The sequence below is a fragment of the Isoptericola dokdonensis DS-3 genome (assembly GCF_001636295.1).
GTDB classification, from domain to species: Bacteria; Actinomycetota; Actinomycetes; order Actinomycetales; family Cellulomonadaceae; genus Isoptericola; species Isoptericola dokdonensis.
Genome location: NZ_CP014209.1, coordinates 1006235 through 1028227, shown reverse-complemented (window position 1 = coordinate 1028227; position 21993 = coordinate 1006235). Strand labels below are relative to the sequence as shown.

Annotated in this window: 18 protein-coding genes; 15 read left to right on the top strand and 3 right to left on the bottom strand. The window is 76.0% G+C overall.

Annotation, left to right across the window (positions count from 1 at the left end; translation table 11 throughout):
* Positions 1-52: 52 nt before the first annotated feature.
* From I598_RS04895 to I598_RS04885, 3 genes are read right to left on the bottom strand one after another with little or no spacing between them, the layout of a single operon-like run.
* Entirely contained in the window at positions 53-2392 is a 2340-nt protein-coding gene (locus tag I598_RS04895) for a transglutaminase-like domain-containing protein (RefSeq protein ID WP_068201775.1), read from the bottom strand.
* A complete protein-coding gene (locus tag I598_RS04890; protein WP_068201774.1) occupies positions 2389-3708 on the bottom strand; it encodes a DUF58 domain-containing protein in 1320 nt (439 codons plus the stop codon). Before I598_RS04890 ends, I598_RS04895 begins: the two co-directional genes overlap by 4 nt.
* Positions 3705-4775 (bottom strand): AAA family ATPase, encoded by a 1071-nt coding sequence (locus I598_RS04885; protein WP_083972892.1) that lies wholly within the window; start codon positions 4773-4775, stop codon positions 3705-3707. The genes I598_RS04890 and I598_RS04885 overlap by 4 nt, the downstream gene beginning before the upstream one ends.
* A gap of 256 nt (positions 4776-5031) precedes the next feature.
* Between I598_RS04885 and mraZ the strand changes: the two genes are divergently transcribed.
* The 15 genes from mraZ (at position 5032) to pgeF (ending at position 21966) form a co-directional block, all read left to right on the top strand.
* Positions 5032-5505, top strand: coding sequence for a division/cell wall cluster transcriptional repressor MraZ (mraZ, locus tag I598_RS04880; protein ID WP_068201772.1), 474 nt, complete (start codon positions 5032-5034; stop codon positions 5503-5505).
* Positions 5506-5735: 230 nt separating this feature from the next.
* On the top strand, positions 5736-6695 hold the full coding sequence (gene rsmH, locus I598_RS04875) for a 16S rRNA (cytosine(1402)-N(4))-methyltransferase RsmH (RefSeq protein ID WP_068204946.1): 960 nt from the start codon (positions 5736-5738) through the stop codon (positions 6693-6695).
* A complete protein-coding gene (gene ftsL / locus I598_RS04870) occupies positions 6692-7114 on the top strand; it encodes a cell division protein FtsL (protein WP_068201771.1) in 423 nt (140 codons plus the stop codon). The genes rsmH and ftsL overlap by 4 nt, the downstream gene beginning before the upstream one ends.
* 59 nt (positions 7115-7173) lie before the next feature.
* On the top strand, positions 7174-8742 hold the full coding sequence (locus tag I598_RS18240; protein ID WP_250636814.1) for a peptidoglycan D,D-transpeptidase FtsI family protein: 1569 nt from the start codon (positions 7174-7176) through the stop codon (positions 8740-8742).
* Between the two features lie 5 nt (positions 8743-8747).
* Positions 8748-9224: a penicillin-binding transpeptidase domain-containing protein gene (locus I598_RS18235; RefSeq protein WP_250636815.1), complete on the top strand. Its 477-nt coding sequence runs from the start codon at positions 8748-8750 to the stop codon at positions 9222-9224.
* A 28-nt stretch (positions 9225-9252) separates the two neighbouring features.
* Complete coding sequence (locus tag I598_RS04860) at positions 9253-10848, top strand: UDP-N-acetylmuramoyl-L-alanyl-D-glutamate--2,6-diaminopimelate ligase (RefSeq protein ID WP_068201770.1); 1596 nt, start codon at positions 9253-9255, stop codon at positions 10846-10848.
* Positions 10845-12251 carry a UDP-N-acetylmuramoyl-tripeptide--D-alanyl-D-alanine ligase gene (locus tag I598_RS04855; RefSeq protein ID WP_068201769.1) on the top strand — a complete coding sequence of 469 codons (1407 nt, stop codon included), beginning with the start codon at positions 10845-10847 and terminating at the stop codon, positions 12249-12251. The genes I598_RS04860 and I598_RS04855 overlap by 4 nt, the downstream gene beginning before the upstream one ends.
* Complete coding sequence (gene mraY / locus I598_RS04850) at positions 12248-13330, top strand: phospho-N-acetylmuramoyl-pentapeptide-transferase (protein WP_068201767.1); 1083 nt, start codon at positions 12248-12250, stop codon at positions 13328-13330. Before I598_RS04855 ends, mraY begins: the two co-directional genes overlap by 4 nt.
* Complete coding sequence (gene murD / locus I598_RS04845; protein WP_068201765.1) at positions 13327-14769, top strand: UDP-N-acetylmuramoyl-L-alanine--D-glutamate ligase; 1443 nt, start codon at positions 13327-13329, stop codon at positions 14767-14769. Before mraY ends, murD begins: the two co-directional genes overlap by 4 nt.
* 11 nt (positions 14770-14780) lie before the next feature.
* On the top strand, positions 14781-16016 hold the full coding sequence (ftsW, locus tag I598_RS04840; RefSeq protein ID WP_068201763.1) for a putative lipid II flippase FtsW: 1236 nt from the start codon (positions 14781-14783) through the stop codon (positions 16014-16016).
* Between the two features lie 11 nt (positions 16017-16027).
* A complete protein-coding gene (gene murG / locus I598_RS04835; RefSeq protein ID WP_068201759.1) occupies positions 16028-17170 on the top strand; it encodes an undecaprenyldiphospho-muramoylpentapeptide beta-N-acetylglucosaminyltransferase in 1143 nt (380 codons plus the stop codon).
* Entirely contained in the window at positions 17167-18657 is a 1491-nt protein-coding gene (murC, locus tag I598_RS04830; protein ID WP_157557159.1) for a UDP-N-acetylmuramate--L-alanine ligase, read from the top strand. Before murG ends, murC begins: the two co-directional genes overlap by 4 nt.
* A 245-nt stretch (positions 18658-18902) precedes the next feature.
* Positions 18903-19631 (top strand): cell division protein FtsQ/DivIB, encoded by a 729-nt coding sequence (locus I598_RS04825; RefSeq protein WP_232314265.1) that lies wholly within the window; start codon positions 18903-18905, stop codon positions 19629-19631.
* 224 nt (positions 19632-19855) lie between these two features.
* Positions 19856-21166 carry a cell division protein FtsZ gene (ftsZ, locus tag I598_RS04820; protein ID WP_068201755.1) on the top strand — a complete coding sequence of 437 codons (1311 nt, stop codon included), beginning with the start codon at positions 19856-19858 and terminating at the stop codon, positions 21164-21166.
* A gap of 29 nt (positions 21167-21195) precedes the next feature.
* Positions 21196-21966 (top strand): peptidoglycan editing factor PgeF, encoded by a 771-nt coding sequence (gene pgeF / locus I598_RS04815; protein ID WP_068204943.1) that lies wholly within the window; start codon positions 21196-21198, stop codon positions 21964-21966.
* The last annotated feature ends 27 nt before the right edge of the window (positions 21967-21993 follow it).

Below are 21993 nucleotides of genomic sequence, written 5' to 3'. Positions count from 1 at the left end.
GCGTTCCCGGGCAGCCCGTCCCTGCTCGTGGCCGCCGGCACCCGGCGGGGGCTCAGCGCCCGGGGCGGAGGCGGTCGACCCACCGGGAGGCGCGGCCGCCCGCGGTCTGCTCGGTGAGCCCGTCCACGACCGTGTCCGCCACCTCGCCCAGGTCGACCGGTGCGGCGGCATCGTCCCGCGAGGGCGCGTAGCGGGCCTCCTCGACGGCGGCGCTGAGCCGGTCGAGCCCGTGACGGACGTCCGCCGACGGCTCCTGGCCACGGGCCGCGACCACGGCGTCGACGACCGCCTGGGGCGCCTGGCGGGGGGTGGTGGCCGGTGGCAGGCGGATCCCGTCCCGGGCGAGCGACCGCACGACCCGGTTCCACGCCTGCTCGGCGTCGACGGGCCCCTCGGTGCGCCGACGCCGGGCGAGGAGCACGGTCAGCGCGACGGCCACGACCACGGCGGTCACGGCCCCGGCGACGACCCACGGCCACGGGTCGGACCGCGTCGCCGCGGGGGCCGGCGCCACGGCCGCTCCCGTCGGGGTCGGGGCGGTCGCCGCCTGCGTCGGCGGGACCTCCGCCTGCGCGGTCGGCACCTCCTGCGGTGCCGTGGTGGGCGCGTCGTCGGTGCTCACGGGGTCGGTGTACTGCGGGGGCGGGCCCGTCTGGACCGACGGTGTCGGCTCGAACCTCACCCAGCCGACGCCCTCGAAGTAGAGCTCCGGCCACGCGTGCGAGTCCTGCCCCGTGACCTCGAACACCGCGAGGCCGGAGTCCTCCTGCGCACCCTCGGGGCTCGCGCCGGAGCCGCCGTCGGGCGCCTGCGGCGACCCGGTCGCACCGCCCGGCTCCTCGACCCGATCGCCGGGGAGGAACCCGACCCCGAGGCGGGCGGGGATCCCGAGGGTGCGGGCCATCATGGTCATCGTGGTCGCGAACTGCACGCAGTATCCGGTCCGGTGCTGCAGGAAGTCCCAGACCGGGTCGCCGGTTCCGCCGCGGGGGAGCTGGGTGGAGTAGGTGAACCGCGCCGGGTCGCGCAGCCACTGCTGGAGCGCGACCGCTCGGTCGTAGGCGGTGTCGGCGTCGCCGACCACCTCGAGGGCGATCTCGGCGACGTCCTCGGCGTGCTCGGTGCCGGGGACCTCCAGGTAGGCGTCCACGGCGGTGCCGGCGCCGGCGCCGCGCAGCTGCTCGGGGCCGAGGTCGCGGGGGCGGACGGTCAGCGCGTAGGTGTCCGACCTGTCGGTGCGGTCCCCGACGACCTCGTCGCGCACCGGGTCGTAGCCCCACGTGCCGTCCGTCGTGACGGTCCGGGGCTCGACCGCGACGGGGAGCTGGTCCTCGCGCAGCGAGCCCACCGTGATCGCCACGTCCTGGGCGCCGTCGAGCGCACGCCGGTCCACGTCGTCGGGCCAGAGCAGGTCGTCCGGGGCGAACGCCTCGCCGGGACGCTCGTCGCCACGCTGCCACCGGCGACCGTCGAACGCGGACGCGGTGTACGTGCGCAGCGGCCCGACGCCGTCCTCGGGCGCGGTGTAGGTCAGCACGACCTCGCCCGAGCGCTCCGTGAGGCTGCCGAGCACGTCGAGGTCCTCGGCGAGCTGGATGGCGTCGCCGGACGTGGTGAAGCTCTGGTACCAGGCGCCGGCGTACCCCGGCAGGGCGGACGACGCGCTCGCGACGACGCCGGCGACGAGCGCGACGACGACGGCCGTCGCGGACGTCAGAACCGCGCGGGAGCGCTCGGCGCGTCGCACCGCGCCCGGCGGGCGGGTCGTCGGTGCCGTGCGGGGCACGGGGACGGTCAGCAGCAGCAGGAGCGCGGAGACCACGACGACGAACACCGTGCGGGGCACGTCGCCGACGAGGACGAGCGGCGGGGCCCACAGGGCGAGCAGGGGGAGCCCGGCGGCGGCGTGCCAGTGCAGTCCGCCGACGAGGGCGTCGGCGAGCACGAGGACGGTGAGGGTGCCGCCCACCACGATGAGCGCCATGGGCAGGGTGCCGGGCACGGGCGCGACCTCGCCCCGGACGATCTCCCCGGCCTCGCCGAGCCGGGCGACGACGCGGGAGAGGTGCTCGGGACCGACGAGCAGGTCGGGGTCGGAGGTGGGGGAGCCGTAGCGGGACAGCAGGAACCAGGCGGCGACGACGATCGCGACGAGCGTCGGCACGACGGACCCGCCGCCCGTCTCGCCCCGCCGGCGCGCGCGGGAGTCGAGCAGGCCGCGCACGACCGCCGCGGCGGCCGCGACGAGCGCCACACCGAGGAGACCCTCGCGGACCCAGGGTCCGGGCAGCACGAGCGTGGTCAGCGCGAGCATGGACGCGCCGACGGCGACCGCGACGAGGACGGTGACGGCGACGAGCCGGGCGACGGGGCCCGAGTGCGGGGGGATCATGCGACCCGTTCGGTGAGGGCGGACCAGGCGAGCACCGGGTCGGTGCCGGGCGGGCAGGTGGCGACGCGCCATCCGGCGGAGCGCAGCGCGTCGGCGGTGGGGTCGACGTCGTGGCGCATGCCGGTGCCGCGGGGCTCGACGAGCACGGCCCAGCAGACGCCGTCGGCGCCGAGGGAGGCGAGGGCGTGCCGGCCGCCCTGGTCCTGGGGGCCGATCACGGCGACGGTGATCTCGGACTGCGAGCGGTCGGCCCGCACCGCCCGCACCGTGCGCGTCAGGGCCTGCACGGCCTCACCGCCCGCTCCGACGAGGTCGACGGTGGCGTCGAGCAGGCGGGTGCGGCCGGCGCGGGCGCCGGAGGTGTGCTCGGTGCGCTCCGGGGCGGACGTGGTCGCCACCAGGCGGGTGGGGTGCCCCGCCTCGAGGAACGAGATGGCGACGGAGGCTGCCAGCGACACGGCCCACTCGCCGTCCTCGACGACCTGGTGCGACGGCGGGCGGGCGCCGGGGCGGTCGTCCGCCGCGGGGGCGAGGAGCGCCCGGTCCAGCAGCACGGTGACCGGCCGGAAGCCGGCGCCCTCGTCGGCGCGGACCATGAGGTGGCCCTGCCGGGCGGACGCCGCCCAGTGCACCCGGCGCGGGTCGTCGCCCGCCACGTACTCCCGCAGCACGGTGTCGTCGGTGGCGGACAGCCGGGCGCCGGTCGCGGCACGGTCGACGTCGCCGAGGGCGGGTGCCCGCACGGCCAGGGCGGAGGTGCGGGGCCACACCGCGACCCGGGTGGTGCCGCCGAGCGGCTGCGTGGTGCGGACGAGCCCGAACACGTCGGTCCGGGTGGTCAGGACGGGCCCCAGGCCCCACCGCCCGCGGCGCACCGGCGCGAGCTCGTAGGTCACGTCGATGCGGTCGGGGGCGGACCGGACGCGGGCGCGGATGCCGGTCGCCCCGGCGAGCTCGTGCGCGGCCTGCTCGGACAGCCGCAGGCGGGCGAGCCGCTCGAACGCGACCCCGGTGCGGTGCCGGACGGCCACGGTCAGGGAGGTCGTCGCGGGCCGTCCCGCGACGACGGGGTGCGGATCCACCGTGCGCGTCACGTCGAGCGCGCCGCGCCCGGAGTCGAGGTGCTGCCCGGCGAGCGACGCCCACGCGGCCCCGACCACCAGGATCCCGGCGGCGCCGAGCCCGACGAGGTCGGGCAGGTCGAGGACGACGCCCATCGCGGCCAGCACCGCACCGGCCCCGAGCAGGGCGCCCCCGCGTCCGGTGGGGCGGACGGCGGCGAGCCGTCGCAGCGGGGTGAGGGCCCGCGGTCTCATGCCCGTCGGCCGCCCGCGCCCGGGGGCTGCGCGACGGCGGGGCCGGCCGGGACGGGGGTGCGGGCCAGGACGTCCTCGACGACCTCGACCTCGGAGCGCCCGTTCAGGCGCGACTCGGTCGACAGCACGAGGCGGTGGGCGAGGACAGGGACGGCCAGGGTCTGGACGTCGTCGGGCAGGACGTGCTGGCGTCCCGTCATCGCCGCGTGCGCGCGGGCGACGCGCAGCAGCTGCAGGGACGCGCGAGGGGACGCGCCGAGCCGGAGCCCGTCGTGCCCGCGGGTCGCCGCGACGAGGTCCACGACGTACTGCTTGACGGCGTCCGAGGCGTGCACGGCGCGCACCCACCCGGCGAGCCGGATCATCGTGTCGGCGGTGGTGACGGGCTCGAGCCGGTCGATCGGGTCGGACGACGTGTGCGAGTCGAGCATCATCAGCTCGGCGGCGGCGGAGGGATACCCCACGGAGAGGCGGGCCGTGAACCGGTCCCGCTGCGCCTCGGGCAGGGGATAGGTGCCCTCCATCTCGACGGGGTTCTGCGTGGCGACCACGAGGAACGGCCGGGGCAGGGTGTGGGTGGTGCCGTCGACCGTGACCTGGCCCTCCTCCATGCACTCCAGCAGCGCCGACTGCGTCTTGGGGGACGCGCGGTTGATCTCGTCGCCGATGACCACGTTGCTGAAGACGGGGCCCGGGCGGAACTCGAACTCCCCGGTGGTGGAGCGGTAGACGTTCACGCCGGTGAGGTCGCTGGGAAGCAGGTCCGGGGTGAACTGCACGCGGCCGACGCGGCAGTCGATCGCCCGGGCCACCGCCTTGGCGAGGGTGGTCTTGCCGACGCCGGGGACGTCCTCCACGAGCAGGTGGCCCCCGGCGAGCAGTACCGCCACGGTGAGCCGGGCGAGGTCGGGGCGGCCGTGCACCACGGACTCGATGGCGTGCCGGACCCGGTCGGTGGTCGCGACGAGCTCACCGAGGCCGTCGCGCAGCAGGTCGCGCGGGTCGCCGGGGGTGGGGGTGCCGGGCGCCGTGTCCCGCACGGTGCCGGGGGCGTGGTCGGGCTGCATCGATGCGTGCCTCCGCAGGTGACAGGACGGTACGCGTGCAGCCTAGTGCGTCACGTCACACCGTGCGTGCGGCCGCCCTGCCGGACCCCGGCGACGCCGCGCCCTCCACCTCGCTCCACCCGGGTCACGCGGCGTGGACCTGCGGCGTCGGCCCGCCCGAGGTGAAGAACACGTGCACGGGGGGTGATTCCCCGCGCTCGGTGGAGGAAAGTGGAGTAGCGTGGAGCGTGCGGGAGCCCGAGGGGAGGTGCGGACCGTGGCAGGAGTCGTGGGGGACCAGTTCCCCGGCAGCGGACTGCTGCTCGGCACGTACACCCCTCGGCTCGACGAGAAGGGGCGGCTCATCCTGCCCGCGAAGTTCCGTGGCCGGTTGTCCGACGGCCTCGTGATGACGCGGGGCCAGGAGCGGTGCCTGTTCCTCCTCCCCATGGACGAGTTCTCACGGATGTACGAGCAGGTCCGGCAGGCGCCGGTCACCAGCCGGCAGGCACGCGACTACCTGCGCGTGCTCCTGTCGGGGGCGAGCGACGAGGTGCCGGACAAGCAGGGTCGGGTCTCCGTCCCGCCGGCGCTGCGCGCCTACGCCGGTCTGGACCGGGACGTCGCGGTGATCGGCGCGGGCACCCGGGTCGAGGTCTGGGACGCCCGTGCCTGGGAGGCCTACCTCGCCGAGCAGGAGGCCTCCTACGCCGAGGTGGCGGAGGAGATCTTCCCGGACCTGCAGTTCTGACCACAACCGAACAACGGCCGGCCCGTCCGACGAGGCCTCCTCCCGCAAGGGTCTGGCGCACTTCCCCGGCGTCAGAACGGAGCGGAGGGAGACCTGGCCGGGCGGTCCGGACGGACCGTGACCGAGCACCGGTCGGCGATCGTCCGCCGACCACCACGTCCACCAGGGAGGGGGAACCCGTGAGCACCGACGACGAACGGCCCACGCAGGACCGGCACCTGCCCGTCCTGATGCAGCGGTGCGTCGACCTGCTGGCCCCCGCGCTGGCCGCACCGGGCAGCGTCCTGGTGGACTGCACGCTCGGGATGGGCGGCCACACCGAGGCCGTGCTCGAGCAGGTGCCCACCGCCCGGGTCCTCGGCATCGACCGCGACCTCCAGGCGCTCGCCCTGGCCTCGGCGCGCCTCGAGCGGTTCGGCGACCGGTTCGTGCCGGTGCACGCCGTGTACGACGAGATCACCGACGTCGTCGAGGAGCACGCGGACGGCGCCGTCCAGGGCGTCCTCATGGACCTCGGGGTGTCGTCGCTGCAGCTCGACGAGTCGGAGCGCGGCTTCTCCTACGCCCAGGACGCGCCGCTGGACATGCGGATGGACCAGTCGCGCGGCATCACGGCGGCCGACGTCCTCAACACCTACGACGAGCGCGACCTCGTGCGGATCCTGCGCGAGTACGGCGAGGAGCGGTTCGCACCCCGGGTCGCCCGGGCGATCGTGCGACGTCGGGAGACGCAGCCGTGGGAGCGGACGGCGGAGCTCGCCGACGCCGTCCGCGCCGCGATCCCGGCGGCGACGCGCAAGACCGGCGGGAACCCGTCCAAGCGGACCTTCCAGGCGCTGCGCATCGAGGTGAACGGCGAGCTGGAGGTCCTGGAGCGGGCCGTCCCCGCCGCCGTCGAGGCGCTCGCGGTCGACGGGCGCATCGTCGTGGAGTCGTACCAGTCGCTGGAGGACCGCATCGTCAAGCGGGCCATCGCCCGCGGGACCACCTCGAGCGCTCCCGCGGGCCTGCCCGTGGAGCCGGAGACGCACCGCCCCTACCTGGAGGCCCTCACCCGGGGTGCCGAGGAGGCCGACGCGGCCGAGCTCGAGCGCAACCCGCGGTCGGCGTCCGTCCGCCTGCGCGCGGCCCGCCGGCTGCGCCCCACCCCCGACCACCTGCTCGGCACCTCCTGGAAGGAACAGCGATGAGCGCCCTGCGAGCTCCCGCCGTCCTGCCCGCCCGTCGCGGCGAGCCCACCCCGCGCCGCGCCCCGCTGCGCGCCCTCGACGGCGGGGCCGGTCGTCGTCTCGACGCCGTGCGCGCACCGCTCCAGGCGACGTCGGGCGTCCCGTTCATGGTCCTGTGCGCCCTCGTGCTGGCCGGTGCCCTGCTCGCCGCCCTGCTGCTCAACACGCACATGGCGCGGGGGTCGTACGAGATGTCGCGGCTGCAGCGCGAGGCCGGCCTGGTCGCGCAGGACGTGCAGGAGGTCCAGGCGGACCTGCGGTCGGCCGAGGCGTCGCTCCCCGACCAGGCGGCCCGCCTGGGCATGGTGCCTGCCGAGGACGTGACGATGTTCTCCGTCGTCGACGGCAAGATCGTCCCGGAGCCGGTGGAGGAGCCCTGAGCGCGACACGCCCGACCGGGCCCCGCGGATCGGGGTCCGGTCGGGCGCACGATCGGGGGGTGAGCAACCAGTCCCCGCGCCGTCCGTCGTCGACGAGCCGCAGCGCCGGTGGTCCCGGCACCTCCCGGGCGGCCGGGGCCGGTCGCCCGTCCGCGACGTCGCCGAACGCGCGGTCGTCCGGCAGGTCCGGGTCGGGCACGGGCCGGACGACGAGCTCCCGCGGCCAGGGCACCCCGCGGAAGGCCGCAGGCCAGGGCAGCACGCCCGCGCGCACGACGTCGCGCAAGCCGGCCCGGTCGAGCCGGAAGCGGGTCGCGCCCCCGGCGCGCACCCCCCGCGCCCGAACGCCCCGCAAGCCCGGCGACCCGGCCCGCCGGCAGCGCTGGCTGATCGTGCTCGCAGCGATCGTCGTGACCGTGTTCGTCGGCCGGCTGGTGTGGGTGCAGGTGATCCAGGGTCCGGCGCTGGCGTCCACCGCGCAGCAGGCGCGCCTGGCCACCCAGGTCACCCTCGCGCACCGCGGGGACATCCTCGACTCCGACGGCACGGTGCTCGCGACCTCGGTGGACCGGTACACGGTGATCGCCGACCAGCAGGCCATCCAGGGGTTCCGCGCCAACGGGCGGCACGACGCCGACGGCGAGCCCGTCCAGGACGGTGCGCTCGGCATCGCGCAGCTCCTGGCCCCCGTGCTCGACAAGGAGAAGGCCACCCTGGCCGCCCGCCTCAACGGGGAGGACCGGTACGTGATCCTCGCCCGCGACGTCGTGCCGGAGGTGCAGCGCGCCGTGTCCGCCCTCGAGCTCCAGGCGTACGTGCGCACGGACCTCACCTCGGAACGGACCTACCCGGCGGGGACGGTCGCCGGGCCCCTGCTCGGCTACGTCAACAGCGACCAGGACGGGCTCGGCGGCATCGAGGCGGCGTGGGACGACGTGCTGGCGGGCACGGACGGCTCGCACACCTACGAGCGCGGCCGCGACGGCGCACAGATCCCGGTCTCGGAGATCGAGTCGACGCCCGCGGTGCCGGGCCAGGACGTGATGCTCACCGTCGACTCGGACGTCCAGTGGAAGGCCGAGGAGCTGCTCGACCAGGCGGTGAGCGAGACGGGTGCGTCGTACGCCATCGCCGTGGTGCAGGACCTCAGGACGGGCGACGTCGTGACGATGGCGGACTCCGGCGACGTCGACCCCAACGACCGTTCCACCGACCAGGTGGCGCAGGGCTCCCGCGCCGTCAACGTGGTCTTCGAGCCGGGGTCCACCGGCAAGGTCGTGGCGATGGCGGCGGCGCTCGAGGGCGGCTACTGGGAGCCCACCGACCAGTTCGAGGTGCCCGACACCTACACGGTGGACGGGGAGACGTTCCGCGACTCGCACCCGCACCCCGTCGAGAACTGGACGCTGGCGGGGATCTTCGCGCAGTCCTCCAACACTGGCACCGTGATGATGGGCCAGGAGATCCCGTTCGCGGTGCGCTACGACTACCTGCGCAAGTTCGGGTTCGGCCAGCGGACCGCCCTCGGCCTGCCCGGCGAGAGCGCCGGCCTGCTCCCCCCGAGGACATCGACGAGGTCGAGAACCGGACGCCCTACACGATCCTGTTCGGCCAGGGCGTCGCGGTGAGCGCGATGCAGGCCACGCAGGTGTTCTCCACGGTGGCCAACGGCGGGGTGCAGATGCCGGCGTCGATGGTCGCCGCCACCCGCAGCACCACGGGGGAGACGACCCCGGTGGAGTCCGACGAGGGCACCAGGGTGGTCTCCGAGGAGACCGCCGCCCGGCTGATGCGGATGATGGAGTCGGCCACGAGCGCCGAGGGCACGGGTTCGGCCGCGCAGGTGCCCGGCTACCGGGTGGCGGGCAAGACGGGCACCGCGCAGATGTTCGAGGGCGGCGGGACCACGTACGTCGCGTCGTACATCGGGGTGGCCCCGGCCGACGACCCGCGCTACACGGTGTCCGTCTTCCTCAAGAGCCCGCGGTCGTCCATCTACGGCGGCGTGGTCGCCGCTCCCGTCTTCAGCGAGCTCATGGGCTACACGCTGCGCAAGGCCGGCGTGCCGCCGTCGGACGAGCCGTTCAAGCCCTTCCCGACGACCTGGTGACGCGGGCGCAGCAGGTAGGTTCTACCCCGTGACATCCCCGACCGCACGCATCCGTCCCGCGGCGCCCGTCCCGCGTCCGCTGGCCGACCTCGCCGCCGCCTTCGGGCTGGCCCCCACCCGTCCGCTGCCGGCGCAGGCGCAGGTCAGCGCCGTGGCGAGCGACAACCGGGTCGTGGCCGCCGGGGACCTCTTCGTGGCGCTGCCGGGTGCCCGGTCGCACGGCGCGGACTTCGCGGCGGACGCCGTCGGGCGGGGCGCGGCCGCCGTGCTCACCGACGCCGAGGGTGCCGGGCGGCTCGCGGACCTGGACGTCCCCGTGCTGGTCGTCGACGACCCCCGCCGGGTCCTGGGACCCGTGGCGGCGTGGGTGCACGGCGCGCCCGCCGAGCAGCTCGTGACGTTCGGCATCACCGGCACGAACGGCAAGACGACGACCTCGTACCAGGTCGACCACCTCCTGCGCGCGCTGGGTCGCCGGGGCGGGCTCGTCGGGACGGTGGAGACCCGCGCCGGCGACCAGGTGCTGCCCAGCCGGCTGACCACGCCGGAGGCCGCGGACCTGCAGGCCCTCCTGGCGGCGATGCGCGAGCACGGCGTGGACGCGCTGACGATGGAGGTGTCGTCCCACGCGATCGCGATGCGCCGCGTCGACGGCGTCGTCTACGACGTCGCGGGCTTCACCAACCTCAGCCAGGACCACCTGGACTTCCACGGCGACCTGGACGCCTACTTCGCGGCCAAGGCCGAGCTGTTCACCCCGGAGCGGTCCCGTCGCGGCGTCGTCGTCGTCGACGACGCCTGGGGCGAGCGTCTCGCCGCCACCGCGACCGTGCCCGTCGAGACGGTCCGGACGCTGCCTGCCGCGCCGGGCGCCCCGGCCGCCGACTGGACCGTGCACGACGTGGCGCCCGCCGGGACCGGCTCGGCCTTCACGCTGCGCCACACGGACGGTCGCACGCTGCGCACCGCCACCTCGCTGCCCGGCGGCTTCAACGTCGCCAACGCCGCGCTCGCGGCCGTCATGGTCCTCGCCTCCGGCGTGCCGCTGGCCGAGGTCACCGCCGCCCTGGCGGCCGCGGACGGGCTGAGCGCCCGCGTGCCGGGCCGCATGGAGGTCGTCGCCCCCGGCGACGCCCGCGACCCGCGCGTCGTCGTCGACTTCGCCCACAACACCGACGCCCTGGAGCTGGCGCTCGCCGCGCTGCGCCCGACGACGGCGGGCCGGCTCGTCGTCGTGTTCGGCGCGACGGGCGACCGTGACCCGGGCAAGCGCGGCGCGATGGGTGCCGCCGCCGTCGCGGGGGCCGACGTCGTCGTCGTGACGGACGACGACCCGCACGACGAGGACGCGGCCGCCGTGCGCGCCGCCGTGCTCGCCGGCGCGCGCGACGCCGTCGGGGCCGCCCGGGCCGCCGGTCGCGCACCGGAGCTGGTCGAGGTGGCCCCCCGCGCGGACGCGATCCGCCGGGCCGTCCTCGACGCGGCGCCGGGCGACACGGTGCTGGTCGCCGGGCGCGGCCACGAGACCATCCAGGAGGTCGGCGGGGTCGACCTCGAGCTGGACGACCGCGTGGAGGCGCGCGCCGCGGTGCGCGCCCGCGCAGAGAGGAACACCTCCGCATGATCGAGCTGACCGCGGCCGAGGTCGCCGCAGCCACCGACGGGACGCTGCACGGCGCCGACGGCGCCGTCGTCACCGGACCGGTGGTCGTCGACTCCCGGCAGGTCGCACCCGGCGCGCTGTTCGTCGCGCTGCCCGGGGAGCACGTCGACGGCCACGACTTCGCGGCGGGCGCGGTGGCGGCCGGTGCCGCGCTCGTGCTGGCCGCCCGCCCGCTGGACGGCGTGCCGACCGTCGTGGTCGCCGACGTCCAGGTCGCGCTCGGGGAGCTGGCCCGTGAGGTGCTGGCCCGCGTCCGCGCCGCCGGCGACGTGCGCGTCGTCGCCGTGACCGGGTCCATGGGCAAGACGACCACGAAGGACCTGCTCGGCCAGCTCCTCACCCCCGAGGTGGGCGAGGACGCGATCATCGTCCCGACCGGCTCGTTCAACAACGAGATCGGGCTGCCGCTGACGGTGCTGCGCGCGACCGCCGCGACCCGGCTGCTGGTCCTCGAGATGGGCGCCGACCGGCCCGGCAACATCGCCGAGCTGACGCGGCTCGCCCCGCCGGACGTCGGCGTCGTGCTCGCCGTGGGCACCGCCCACCTCGGGCACTTCGGCGACGTGGAGACCATCGCCCGCACCAAGGGCGAGATGGCCGAGGGGGTGCTGCCCGGCGGCACGGTCGTGCTCAACGTGGACGACTCCCGCGTCGCGGCCATGGCGGCCCGCGCGGCCGACGGCACCGAGGTCGTCACGTTCGGCACGATCTCCGCCGCCGCCGTGCGCGCCGTCGACGTCACGGTCGACGGCGGCCGTGCCGCGTTCATCCTGACGCACGGCGACGACGCGGCGCCGGTGCGCCTGCGGCTGGTCGGCGCGCACCACGTGACGAACGCGCTCGCGGCCGCCACGGCCGCCCTGCGTCTGGGTGTGGCGCTCGACGACGTGGCCGCCCGGCTCGCCGACGCCACGCCGCTGAGCCCGCACCGCATGGCCGTCACCGAGCGGCCCGACGGGGTGACGGTCGTCGACGACGCCTACAACGCGAACCCGGACTCGGTGCGGGCCGCGCTGCGCACGCTCGCCGTGATGGCCGGCCGCACCCGCCGGTCCGTCGCCGTGCTCGGTGAGATGCTGGAGCTGGGGGAGACGTCCCGGGTCGAGCACGACGCCGTCGGCCGGCTCGCGGTGCGGCTCAACGTCAAGCTCCTCGTCGTCGTCGGCGAGGGCGCGTACCACGTCCACGAGGGAGCCCAGCAGGAGGGGTCCTGGGGGGAGGAGTCGCTCTTCGTGCCCGACCTCGACACCGCGCGGGCGGTCCTGGCCGACGAGCTGCGCGAGGGCGACGTCGTCCTCGTCAAGGCGTCCCACGGCTCGGGCCTGTGGCGCCTGGCCGACGAGCTGGTGGAGGCCGGCGCATGATCGCGATCCTCGCGGCGGCCGGGGTGTCGCTGCTCGTGGCCCTGCTGGGCACGCCCCTGTTCATCCGGTTCCTCGTGCACCGCAACTACGGGCAGTTCGTCCGCCAGGACGGGCCGACGGCGCACTTCACCAAGCGCGGCACGCCCACCATGGGCGGCGTCGTCATCATCGCCGCGACCCTGCTGGGCGTGGCGGCCTCCATGATCTTCGCGGGCCGCGCGCCGAGCGCGACCGTGCTGCTGGCGCTGTACCTCATGACCGGCCTCGGCGTCGTCGGGTTCCTCGACGACTTCACGAAGATCCGCAAGCAGCGCTCGCTCGGCCTCACGGCCCGCGCCAAGATCGTCGGCCAGGGCTTCGTCGGCATCTCCTTCGCCGTGCTCGCCCTGCAGTTCCCCAACGAGAACTCCCGCACCCCGGCGTCGACGAAGATCTCGGTGCTGCGCGACACCAACCTCGACCTGGCGTTCGCCGGCGCGACGATCGGCCTCATCCTCTTCGTGCTCTGGGCCAACTTCCTCATCACGGCCTGGTCGAACGCCGTGAACCTCACCGACGGCCTCGACGGCCTGGCGACCGGCTCCTCGCTGGTCGTGTTCGGCGCGTACGTGCTCGTCGGCGTGTGGCAGCTCAACCAGTCCTGCCAGCGCCTCGCCGCGGCCGGGCCAGGCTGCTACGAGGTCCGCGACCCGCAGGACGTCGCGATCGTCGCGGCCGCCGTCATGGGCGCCTGCGTCGGGTTCCTCTGGTGGAACGCCAGCCCCGCGAAGATCTTCATGGGCGACACCGGCTCGCTCGCGCTCGGCGGCGCGCTCGCCGCCCTGTCGATCCTGTCGCGCACCGAGATCCTCGCCGCCGTCATCGGCGGCCTCTTCGTCATCATCGTGCTCAGCGACGTCATCCAGATCGGCTCGTTCAAGCTCACCGGCAAGCGCGTGTTCAAGATGGCGCCGCTGCACCACCACTTCGAGCTCTCCGGCTGGGGCGAGGTCACCATCGTCATCCGGTTCTGGCTCGTCGCCGGGTTCTTCGCCGCCCTCGGCATGGGGGCGTTCTACGCCGAGTGGGTCGTCAGTTGACGTCGGTCCGCGACGACGGCGGGTCGCGTGCCGGGTTCCTCGCCGGGACCCGGGTCGTGGTCGCCGGGCTGGGCGTCACCGGGCGGGCGGTCGTGGCCGCCGTGACCGGGCGCGCGGCGTCCGTCGTCACGGTCGACGCGCACGCCGACGCCGCCGACGTCTCGGGCCCGGACGCCGTCGACCCCGACGTGCTTCGCAAGGTCCTGGCCGCGGCCGACCTCGTCGTCGCCTCGCCGGGCTGGCCCCCGTCGGCGCCGCTGCTCGTGGCCGCCGCGGATGCCGGCGTCCCCGTGTGGAGCGAGGTCGAGCTCGCCTGGCGGCTGCGCGCCGGGGCGCCGTGGCTCGCGGTGACCGGCACCAACGGCAAGACCACCACGGTGCGGATGCTCGCCTCGATCCTCGAGGCCGCCGGACTGCGCACGGCGGCCGTCGGCAACGTCGGCACCCCCGTGCTCGAGGCCGCGCAGGACCCGACGCTCGACGTGCTCGCGGTCGAGCTGTCGAGCTTCCAGCTGCACTTCACGCACACCATGGCCGTCCAGGCGGGCGCCGTGCTCAACGTCGCCCCCGACCATCTGGACTGGCACGGCGGCCTCGACGCCTACGCCGCCGCCAAGGGTCGTCTCTACACGGGGGCCGAGGTGGCGTGCGTGTACAACGTCGCCGACCCGCGCACCGAGGACCTCGTGCGGGCCGCGGACGTCGCCGAGGGGGCGCTCGCCGTCGGCTTCACCCTCGGGGCGCCGGGCCCCGGCCAGGTGGGCGTCGTCGAGGACGTCCTCGTGGACCGCGCGTTCCACGCGCCGCAGGGATCGCGCGAGCGCCTGCGCACCGCCGCGGAGCTCGGCACCTTGGCCGACCTCGCGCACCTCGGCCCGCACGGCGCCCCGCCGCACGTCGTGGCCAACGCGCTCGCCGCCGCCGCGCTCGCGCGGGCCCACGGGGTCGACGCCCGCGCGGTGCGGGACGGCCTGCGCGCGTTCCGGCCCGACGCCCACCGGGTCGCCACCGTGCGGACCCTCGACGACGTCACCTGGATCGACGACTCCAAGGCCACCAACGCCCACGCCGCGGCGGCGTCGCTCGCGTCCTGCGCGCCGGGCACCGTGGTGTGGGTGGCGGGCGGGCTCGCCAAGGGTGCCCGCTTCGACGACCTCGTCGCGTCCCGCGCCGACCGGCTGCGCGCCGCCGTCGTCATCGGCACCGATCCCGCGCCGTTCACGGACGCTCTTGACCGACACGCGCCCGAGGTCCCCGTCGTCGTGGTCGACCCCGGCGACACTGGCACGGTGATGCGCCGGGCGGTGGCCGCGGCCCGTGACCTCGCCCGACCGGGCGACACGGTGCTCCTGGCTCCGGCGGGCGCGTCGATGGACCAGTTCACGTCGTACGCGGACCGCGGCCGGGCGTTCGCCCGGGCCGTGCAGGACCTGCCCTAGGAGGAACCCGGATGGTCGCCACGGCCCCCGCGCGGCGGACGGCGGAGCGTCCGTGGCTCGGCCAGTGGAACTCCGCGGCGACCAGCTACTACCTGCTGCTCGGTGCGACGACGCTGCTGCTCGTCATCGGTGTCGTCATGGTGTTCTCCAGCTCGACGGTCACGTCGATCGCGGCGCAGGAGGCGCCCTGGGCAGAGGGCCTGCAGCAGGCGAAGTTCGCGCTCATCGGCCTGCCCCTGATGCTGCTCGCGATGCGCCTGCCGGTGCGCTGGTACAAGCGGCTGGCCTGGCCCGCTCTGATCGTGGCGGTCGCCCTGCAGTCGCTCACCCTGGTGTCCGCCCTGGCCCGCAGCGCGGGCGGCAACGTCGGCTGGGTCGACCTCGGCGGCGGCGTCACGTTCCAGCCCGCCGAGGTCGGCAAGCTCGCCCTGGCGGTGTGGCTCGGGTTCGTACTGGGGCGCAAGCAGCACCTGCTGGGCTCCTGGGGCCACACCTTCGTGCCGGCGGTGCCGGGCGCCCTGGTCCTCGTCGGGCTCGTCCTCGCGGGCAACGACCTCGGCACGGTGCTCGTCATGGCGGGGCTCGTGGCCGGCGCGCTGTGGGTCGCCGGGGCCCCGACGAAGCTGTTCGCGCTGGGAGCCGCCGCGGCGGCGTTCGTCGTCGTGTTCTTCTTCGTCCGCGGCAACACGAACCGCGTCGGGCGCATCATGGCGACGTACGGTGGGTGCACCGACCAGCAGGGGGAGTGCTACCAGTCGCTGCACGGCCTGTACGGCCTCGGCACCGGTGGGGTGTTCGGCGTCGGGCTCGGCGCGTCCCGGGAGAAGTGGCGCTACCTGCCCGAGGCGCACAACGACTTCATCTACGCCATCATCGGCGAGGAGCTGGGGCTGCTCGGCACCCTCGTCGTGCTCGCCCTGTTCGTCGTGCTCGGGGTCGCGATGGCGCGCGTCGTGCGGCGCCACCCGGACCCGTTCGTCAAGATCACGACGGCCGCGGTCGCGTGCTGGATCGTCGGCCAGGCGTTCGTCAACATCGGTGTCGTCGTCGGTCTGCTGCCCGTGATCGGGGTGCCGCTGCCGCTGGTGTCCGCGGGCGGGTCGGCGCTGGTCACGGTCATGGTCGCGCTCGGCATGGTGATGCGGTTCGCCCGCGACGAGCCCGGTGCCGCGCAGGCGTTCGCCGCGCGTCGGGGCGTGCTGCGACGGTCCCTCACGGTGGTGGGACGGTCCCGCCGGGCCGGGTAGGGTCTGGGGGCGTGAATCCTTCCGATGTGCGGTCCGTCGTGCTCGCCGGCGGGGGTACCGCCGGCCATGTGAACCCCCTGCTCGCCGTCGCCGACGAGCTGCGCCGGCGTGAGCCCGCCACGCGGCTCCTCGTCCTGGGGACCGCCGCCGGCCTGGAGGCCGACCTGGTGCCCGCCCGCGGCTACGAGCTCCGGCAGATCCCGCGCGTGCCCCTGCCGCGCCGCCCGTCCACCGACCTGCTGCGCCTGCCGGGACGCCTCACCGAGGCGGTGCGGGCCGCGGAGGCGGCGATCGACGAGATCGGCGCGCAGGCGGTCGTGGGGTTCGGGGGCTACGTCTCCACGCCCGCGTACCTGGCGGCCCGCCGCCGCGGCGTGCCCGTCGTGATCCACGAGGCCAACGCCCGCCCGGGCCTGGCGAACCGGCTGGGCTCGCGCTGGGCCGCCGCCGTGGGCACCACGTTCCCCGGCACCACCCTGGCCGGCGCGACCTGCGTGGGCCTGCCCCTGCGTGCCGAGATCGCCGACCTCGTCGGGCGGCGTGAGGCCGACCCCGCCGGGGCCCGGGCCCAGGCCGCAGCCCGTCTCGGGCTCGACCCCGCCCTGCCGACCCTGCTGGTCACCGGCGGGTCGTCCGGGGCGTTGAGCGTCAACCGGGCCGTCGTCGGCGCCGCGGGCGAGCTCCTCGCCGCCGGGGTCCAGGTGCTGCACCTGACCGGGCGCGGCAAGGCCGACGAGGTGCGCGCGGCGATCGGCGCGCTCGACGAGTCGATCGACACCACCCGGTACCACGTGCGCGAGTACCTGTCCGAGATGCACGAGGCCCTGGCCGCGTGCGACCTCGTCGTCGCGCGCTCCGGTGCCGGGACCGTGTGCGAGCTGGCGGCGCTCGGCCTGCCCGCCGTCTACGTGCCGCTGCCGGTGGGCAACGGCGAGCAGCGCCTCAACGCGACGGGTCTGGTCGAGGCGGGCGGCGGGCTCCTCGTCGACGACGTCGACCTGACCCCGCGCTGGGTCGCCACCCAGGTCCCCGTGCTGCTGCGCGACACCGCCCGCCTCACCGCCATGGCGACCGCCGCGCGCGGTGCCGGGGTCCGCGACGCCGCCGCCCGCATGGCCGACATGGTGGGCGGCGCGGCCGGGTGGACCGCGTGAGCCCCGAGCTCGCCGCGCTCGGGCGCGTGCACCTCGTCGGGGTCGGCGGGGCGGGCGTGTCCGTCGTCGCCCGGCTGCTCGCCGCACGCGGCGTGCCCGTGCAGGGCTCCGACGCCGCCGACGGTCCCGCGCTCGCCGCGCTGCGGGCCGACGGCCTGACGGTGTGGGTCGGGCACGACGCCGCCCACGTCGTCGGACCCGACGGCGCCGCGCTGGTCGACACGCTCGTGGTGTCGTCCGCCGTGCGCGCGACGAACCCGGAGCTCGCCGCCGCGCGGGCGGCCGGGATCACGGTCCTGCACCGTTCCGAGGCGCTGGCCCGGCTCATGGCGGGCACCCGGGCCGTCGCGGTCGCCGGCGCCCACGGCAAGACCACCACCTCGGCCATGGTGGCCACCGTCCTCGGGGCGGCCGGGCTGGACGCCTCCTACGCCATCGGCGGCACCGTCCGCGTGCGCGACGGCGAGCAGGTCGTCGCGCTGCCCGGCGGGCACGCCGGGACCGCCGACGTCCTCGTCGCCGAGGCCGACGAGTCCGACGGCTCGTTCCTCAACTACGCCCCGACGGTGGCCGTGGTGACCAACGTCGAGGCCGACCACCTCGACCACTACGGCACCCAGGAGGCGTTCGAGCAGGCCTTCGCCGACTTCGCGGGCCGCATCGTGCCCGGCGGTCACCTCGTGGCCTGCGCCGACGACCCCGGGTCCGCGCGGCTCGCGCAGCGGCACCGCGCCGCGGGCGGGTCCGTCGTCACCTACGGGACGGCGCCGGGCGCGGACGTCGTCGTGCGCGACGTGGAGGTCGGCCCGGGCACCGTGCGCGCCGTCGTCGCCGGCGGTCCGCTCGGGGACGACGAGCACGTCCTGGCGCTCGAGCTGCCCGGCCGGCACAACGCCCTCAACGCCACGGCCGCGGTCGTGACCGCCGTGCTGCTCGGCGTGGGGCCGCGGGAGGCCGTGGCAGGGGCGCACGAGTTCGTCGGCACCGGCCGCCGGTTCGAGCCCAAGGGCGAGGTCGGCGGGGTCCGCGTCTTCGACAGCTACGACCACCACCCCACCGAGGTCGACGCGCTCCTGCGCGCCGCCCGCCCGGCCGCGGGGGAGGGCCGCCTGCTGGTGCTCTTCCAGCCGCACCTGTACTCGCGCACGAGGGCGTTCGCCGACCGGTTCGCCGACGCGCTGGCCCTCGCCGACGAGGTCGTCGTCACGGGTGTCTACCGGGCCCGCGAGGACGTCGACCCCACCGTGGACGCGCGCACCATCACCGACCGCCGGGAACGCACCGGCACCGGTGGGCTGCTGCGCCCGGTCGAGGACCGCCTCGAGGCGGCGCACCTGGTCGCCGCGCTCGCGCAGCCCGGCGACGTCCTGATCACCGTGGGTGCGGGCGACGTCACCGAGCTCGGGCCGGTCGTGCTCGCCGACCTCGCGACCCGGTTCGGCGTGGCGGACCCGGCGGCGAGGCCGCCCGGCGCCACCATGGGGTGATGCGTCCTCCTCCTCGTCCGCGCACCCCGCCGCGACCGTCGCCGGGGTCCTCGGGCACCGGGTCGGGACGGTCGGCGGCCTCGGCGCGTTCCGCGGCGTCGGGGTCGTCCGCGGCGTCCGCACGGTCGGCGTCCTCGGCCCGGTCGGCGTCGTCCCCGGCCGCACCGGGCGGGGGGCGACGCGCGCCCGCGGCGCGCCCCGCGGTGTCGCGCACGCAGGCGCCTCCCGCCCCGGGCGGGGCCCGGGTGTCCACGGCGATGACGGACCGGCTCGCCGAGCGCTCGGCCATGCGCCGGTACCGGTCGTGGCGCACGGTCCTGGCGGCGGTGCTCGTCGTGGGTCTGCTCGGCGGCGCGGTGTGGGCCGCGGGCTGGTCCGACCTGCTCGCGCTCGACCCGGCCGAGGTGTCGGTCACGGGGGAGGGGAGCACGGTCGACGCCGACGCCGTGCGGGACGTGGCGCTCGCCGCGTCGGGGACCCCGCTGCCGCGCGTGGACACGGCGGCGATGCACACCGAGATCCTCGGCCTGCGCGGTGTCAAGGACGTCGAGGTGCGCAGGGCCTGGCCGAGCGGTCTGACGGTGACGCTCACGGCCCGGGTGCCCGTGGCGGCGGTGCCCGACGGCGACCGGTACGTCGTCCTGGACGCCGAGGGCGTGCTGGTCGGCAGCCGGTCGTCGGCGCCGCGTCGGCTGCCCGTGGTGTCGGTCCCGCTGGACGGCGACCCGGACGTGCTGTCCGCGGCGCTGGCGGTCGTGGCGGTGCTGCCGCCGAAGCTCGCGGAGCAGGTCGAGCAGGTGGGGGCGACCACGCAGGACGACGTCGAGACGGTGCTGCGGGACGGGACCACCGTGCGCTGGGGCGGCCAGGAGCGGCTGGAGCTCAAGGTGGAGGTGGTCCGGTCCTTGCGGAAGCTCGCCGACGGCGCCGACGTGATCGACGTGTCGTCCCCGGACCTGCCGGTGACGCGGTGACGCCGTCGCGAGGTGGTGCGGCCCGCAGCGCGGCCCGCTCGCGGCGTCCGCACGCGACACGCCGTGGCACGTGCGGCCGGTGCACGGGTGCGCGACCTACCGTCGTCTCAGCAGCAACCTGACATAACTCTAACCCTCAACTATAACCTGAGGGTTTGGCACGGGCCCGGACCGGAGCCCGCGCAGACGTGGTCAGGACCCGGACGACCCGAGAGGCAACCGACGTGGCAACTCCGCAGAACTACCTGGCAGTGATCAAGGTGGTCGGCATCGGCGGTGGCGGCGTGAACGCCGTCAACCGCATGATCGAGGTCGGCCTCAAGGGTGTCGAGTTCATCGCCATCAACACCGACGCGCAGGCCCTGCTGATGTCGGACGCCGACGTCAAGCTCGACGTGGGCCGCGAGCTCACCCGCGGCCTGGGGGCCGGCGCCGACCCCGAGGTCGGTCGCAAGGCCGCCGAGGACCACGCCGAGGAGATCGAGGACGTCCTGCGCGGCGCCGACATGGTCTTCGTCACCGCGGGCGAGGGCGGCGGCACGGGCACCGGCGGCGCGCCGGTCGTGGCGCGCATCGCCCGCGCGCTCGGTGCGCTCACCGTCGGCGTCGTGACGCGACCGTTCACCTTCGAGGGGCGTCGTCGCTCGGTGCAGGCCGAGCAGGGGATCGAGCAGCTCCGCGAGGAGGTCGACACCCTCATCGTCATCCCCAACGACCGCCTGCTGTCGATGTCCGACAAGAGCGTCTCCGCCATCGCGGCGTTCCACTCGGCCGACCAGGTGCTGCACTCCGGCGTCCAGGGCATCACCGACCTGATCACGACCCCGGGCCTGATCAACCTCGACTTCGCCGACGTCAAGTCGGTCATGCAGGGCGCCGGGTCCGCCCTCATGGGCATCGGGTCCGCCCGGGGCGAGGACCGCGCCGTCCAGGCCGCCGAGCTCGCGATCTCCTCGCCGCTGCTGGAGGCCTCCATCGACGGCGCTCACGGCGTGCTGCTCTCCATCCAGGGCGGGTCCGACCTCGGCCTCTTCGAGGTCCACGAGGCCGCCCGCCTCGTCCAGGAGGCCGCGCACCCCGAGGCGAACATCATCTTCGGCACGGTCATCGACGACGCCCTCGGCGACGAGGTGCGGGTCACCGTGATCGCCGCCGGGTTCGACGGCGGCGTGCCGAAGCAGCGCGAGGACTCGCGCGCCCTCGGCCAGGTCACCGGCGCCGGCACCCGCCCGGCGGTCCCGGCCGCCCCGGCAGGCGCCGTGCCGTCCGTCGCGACCCCGACCGGTGCGTCCCCGGCGACCGCGCCGGTACCCGCCGCCGAGCCCGCGCACGCCCGCCCGCGCCCGATCCCCGCCGGCCCTGACGACGTCCCGGCCAGCCTCGAGCCCGTCGGTGCCGCGCAGCGGCCCGCGTTCACGGTCGTCGAGGACGGCGTCGGTGAGGGCGTGACCGTCGAGCGTCCGGTCGAGGTGCCGCGCGTCGCCGAGCGTTCGCGCCCGGCCGAGGACCTCGACGTCCCCGACTTCCTCAAGTGACGTCGGCGGCGTGGGCGCAGGAGGCGTTGTTGCCGGAGGACCTGGGTGCCGGGCTGCTGAGGGTGGACCTCGGCGACGGCGTGCTGGCCGGGTTCACCACCCGGCACGGCGGCGTCTCGCCCGCGCCGTGGGCGTCGCTGGACCTGTCGGCCTCCACCGGTGACGAGCCCGCCCGGGTGCGTCGCAACCGGGACCTGCTGGCCGGGTGGGTCGGCGCGCCGGTGGCGTTCGCCACGCAGGTGCACGGCGACGGCGTGATCGAGCTCGACCCGCGCGACCGGGAACGCTGGGAGCAGGACCCGCCCGACTCGGCGGGCGAGGCCGACGGCCTCGTCACCGCGGACGGCGGCCCCGGGCTCGGCGTGCTCGTCGCGGACTGCGTGCCGGTGGTGCTCGCCGACCCGGTGGCACGGGTGGCGGGCGTCGCGCACGCGGGGCGCAAGGGCGTCGTCGCGGGCGTCGTCGACCGCGTCGTGGACCGCATGCTCGCCCGCGGGGCTCGCACCGGCGACCTGCGTGCCGCCGTCGGCCCGGCCGTCTGCGGGGACTGCTACGAGGTGCCCGAGGCGATGCGGGACGAGGTCACCGCCGTGGCCCCGGCCGCGTGGGCGACCACCGCCGCCGGCACGCCCGGCCTGGACCTCCCTGCGGCGGTCCTGGCCGCGCTGACGGCCCGGGACGTCCGGGCGGTCCGGGTCGAACGGTGCACCCTGACCGACGCCGACCTCTTCTCGCACCGACGCGCGACCGCCGCCGGCACCGTCACCGGGAGGCAGGCCGGTGTCGTCGTCCTCGTCTGACCTCGGCGTGTCGTGCCGCGCCTACCG

Coding starts and splice junctions, on each gene's coding strand:
- I598_RS04895 (WP_068201775.1), bottom strand. CDS start 2,392: ATGATCCCCCCGCACTCGGGCCCCGTCGCCCGGCTCGTCGCCGTCACC.
- I598_RS04890 (WP_068201774.1), bottom strand. CDS start 3,708: ATGAGACCGCGGGCCCTCACCCCGCTGCGACGGCTCGCCGCCGTCCGC.
- I598_RS04885 (WP_083972892.1), bottom strand. CDS start 4,775: ATGCAGCCCGACCACGCCCCCGGCACCGTGCGGGACACGGCGCCCGGC.
- rsmH (WP_068204946.1), top strand. CDS start 5,736: ATGCAGCGGTGCGTCGACCTGCTGGCCCCCGCGCTGGCCGCACCGGGC.
- ftsL (WP_068201771.1), top strand. CDS start 6,692: ATGAGCGCCCTGCGAGCTCCCGCCGTCCTGCCCGCCCGTCGCGGCGAG.
- I598_RS18235 (WP_250636815.1), top strand. CDS start 8,748: ATGCAGGCCACGCAGGTGTTCTCCACGGTGGCCAACGGCGGGGTGCAG.
- I598_RS04855 (WP_068201769.1), top strand. CDS start 10,845: ATGATCGAGCTGACCGCGGCCGAGGTCGCCGCAGCCACCGACGGGACG.
- mraY (WP_068201767.1), top strand. CDS start 12,248: ATGATCGCGATCCTCGCGGCGGCCGGGGTGTCGCTGCTCGTGGCCCTG.
- ftsW (WP_068201763.1), top strand. CDS start 14,781: ATGGTCGCCACGGCCCCCGCGCGGCGGACGGCGGAGCGTCCGTGGCTC.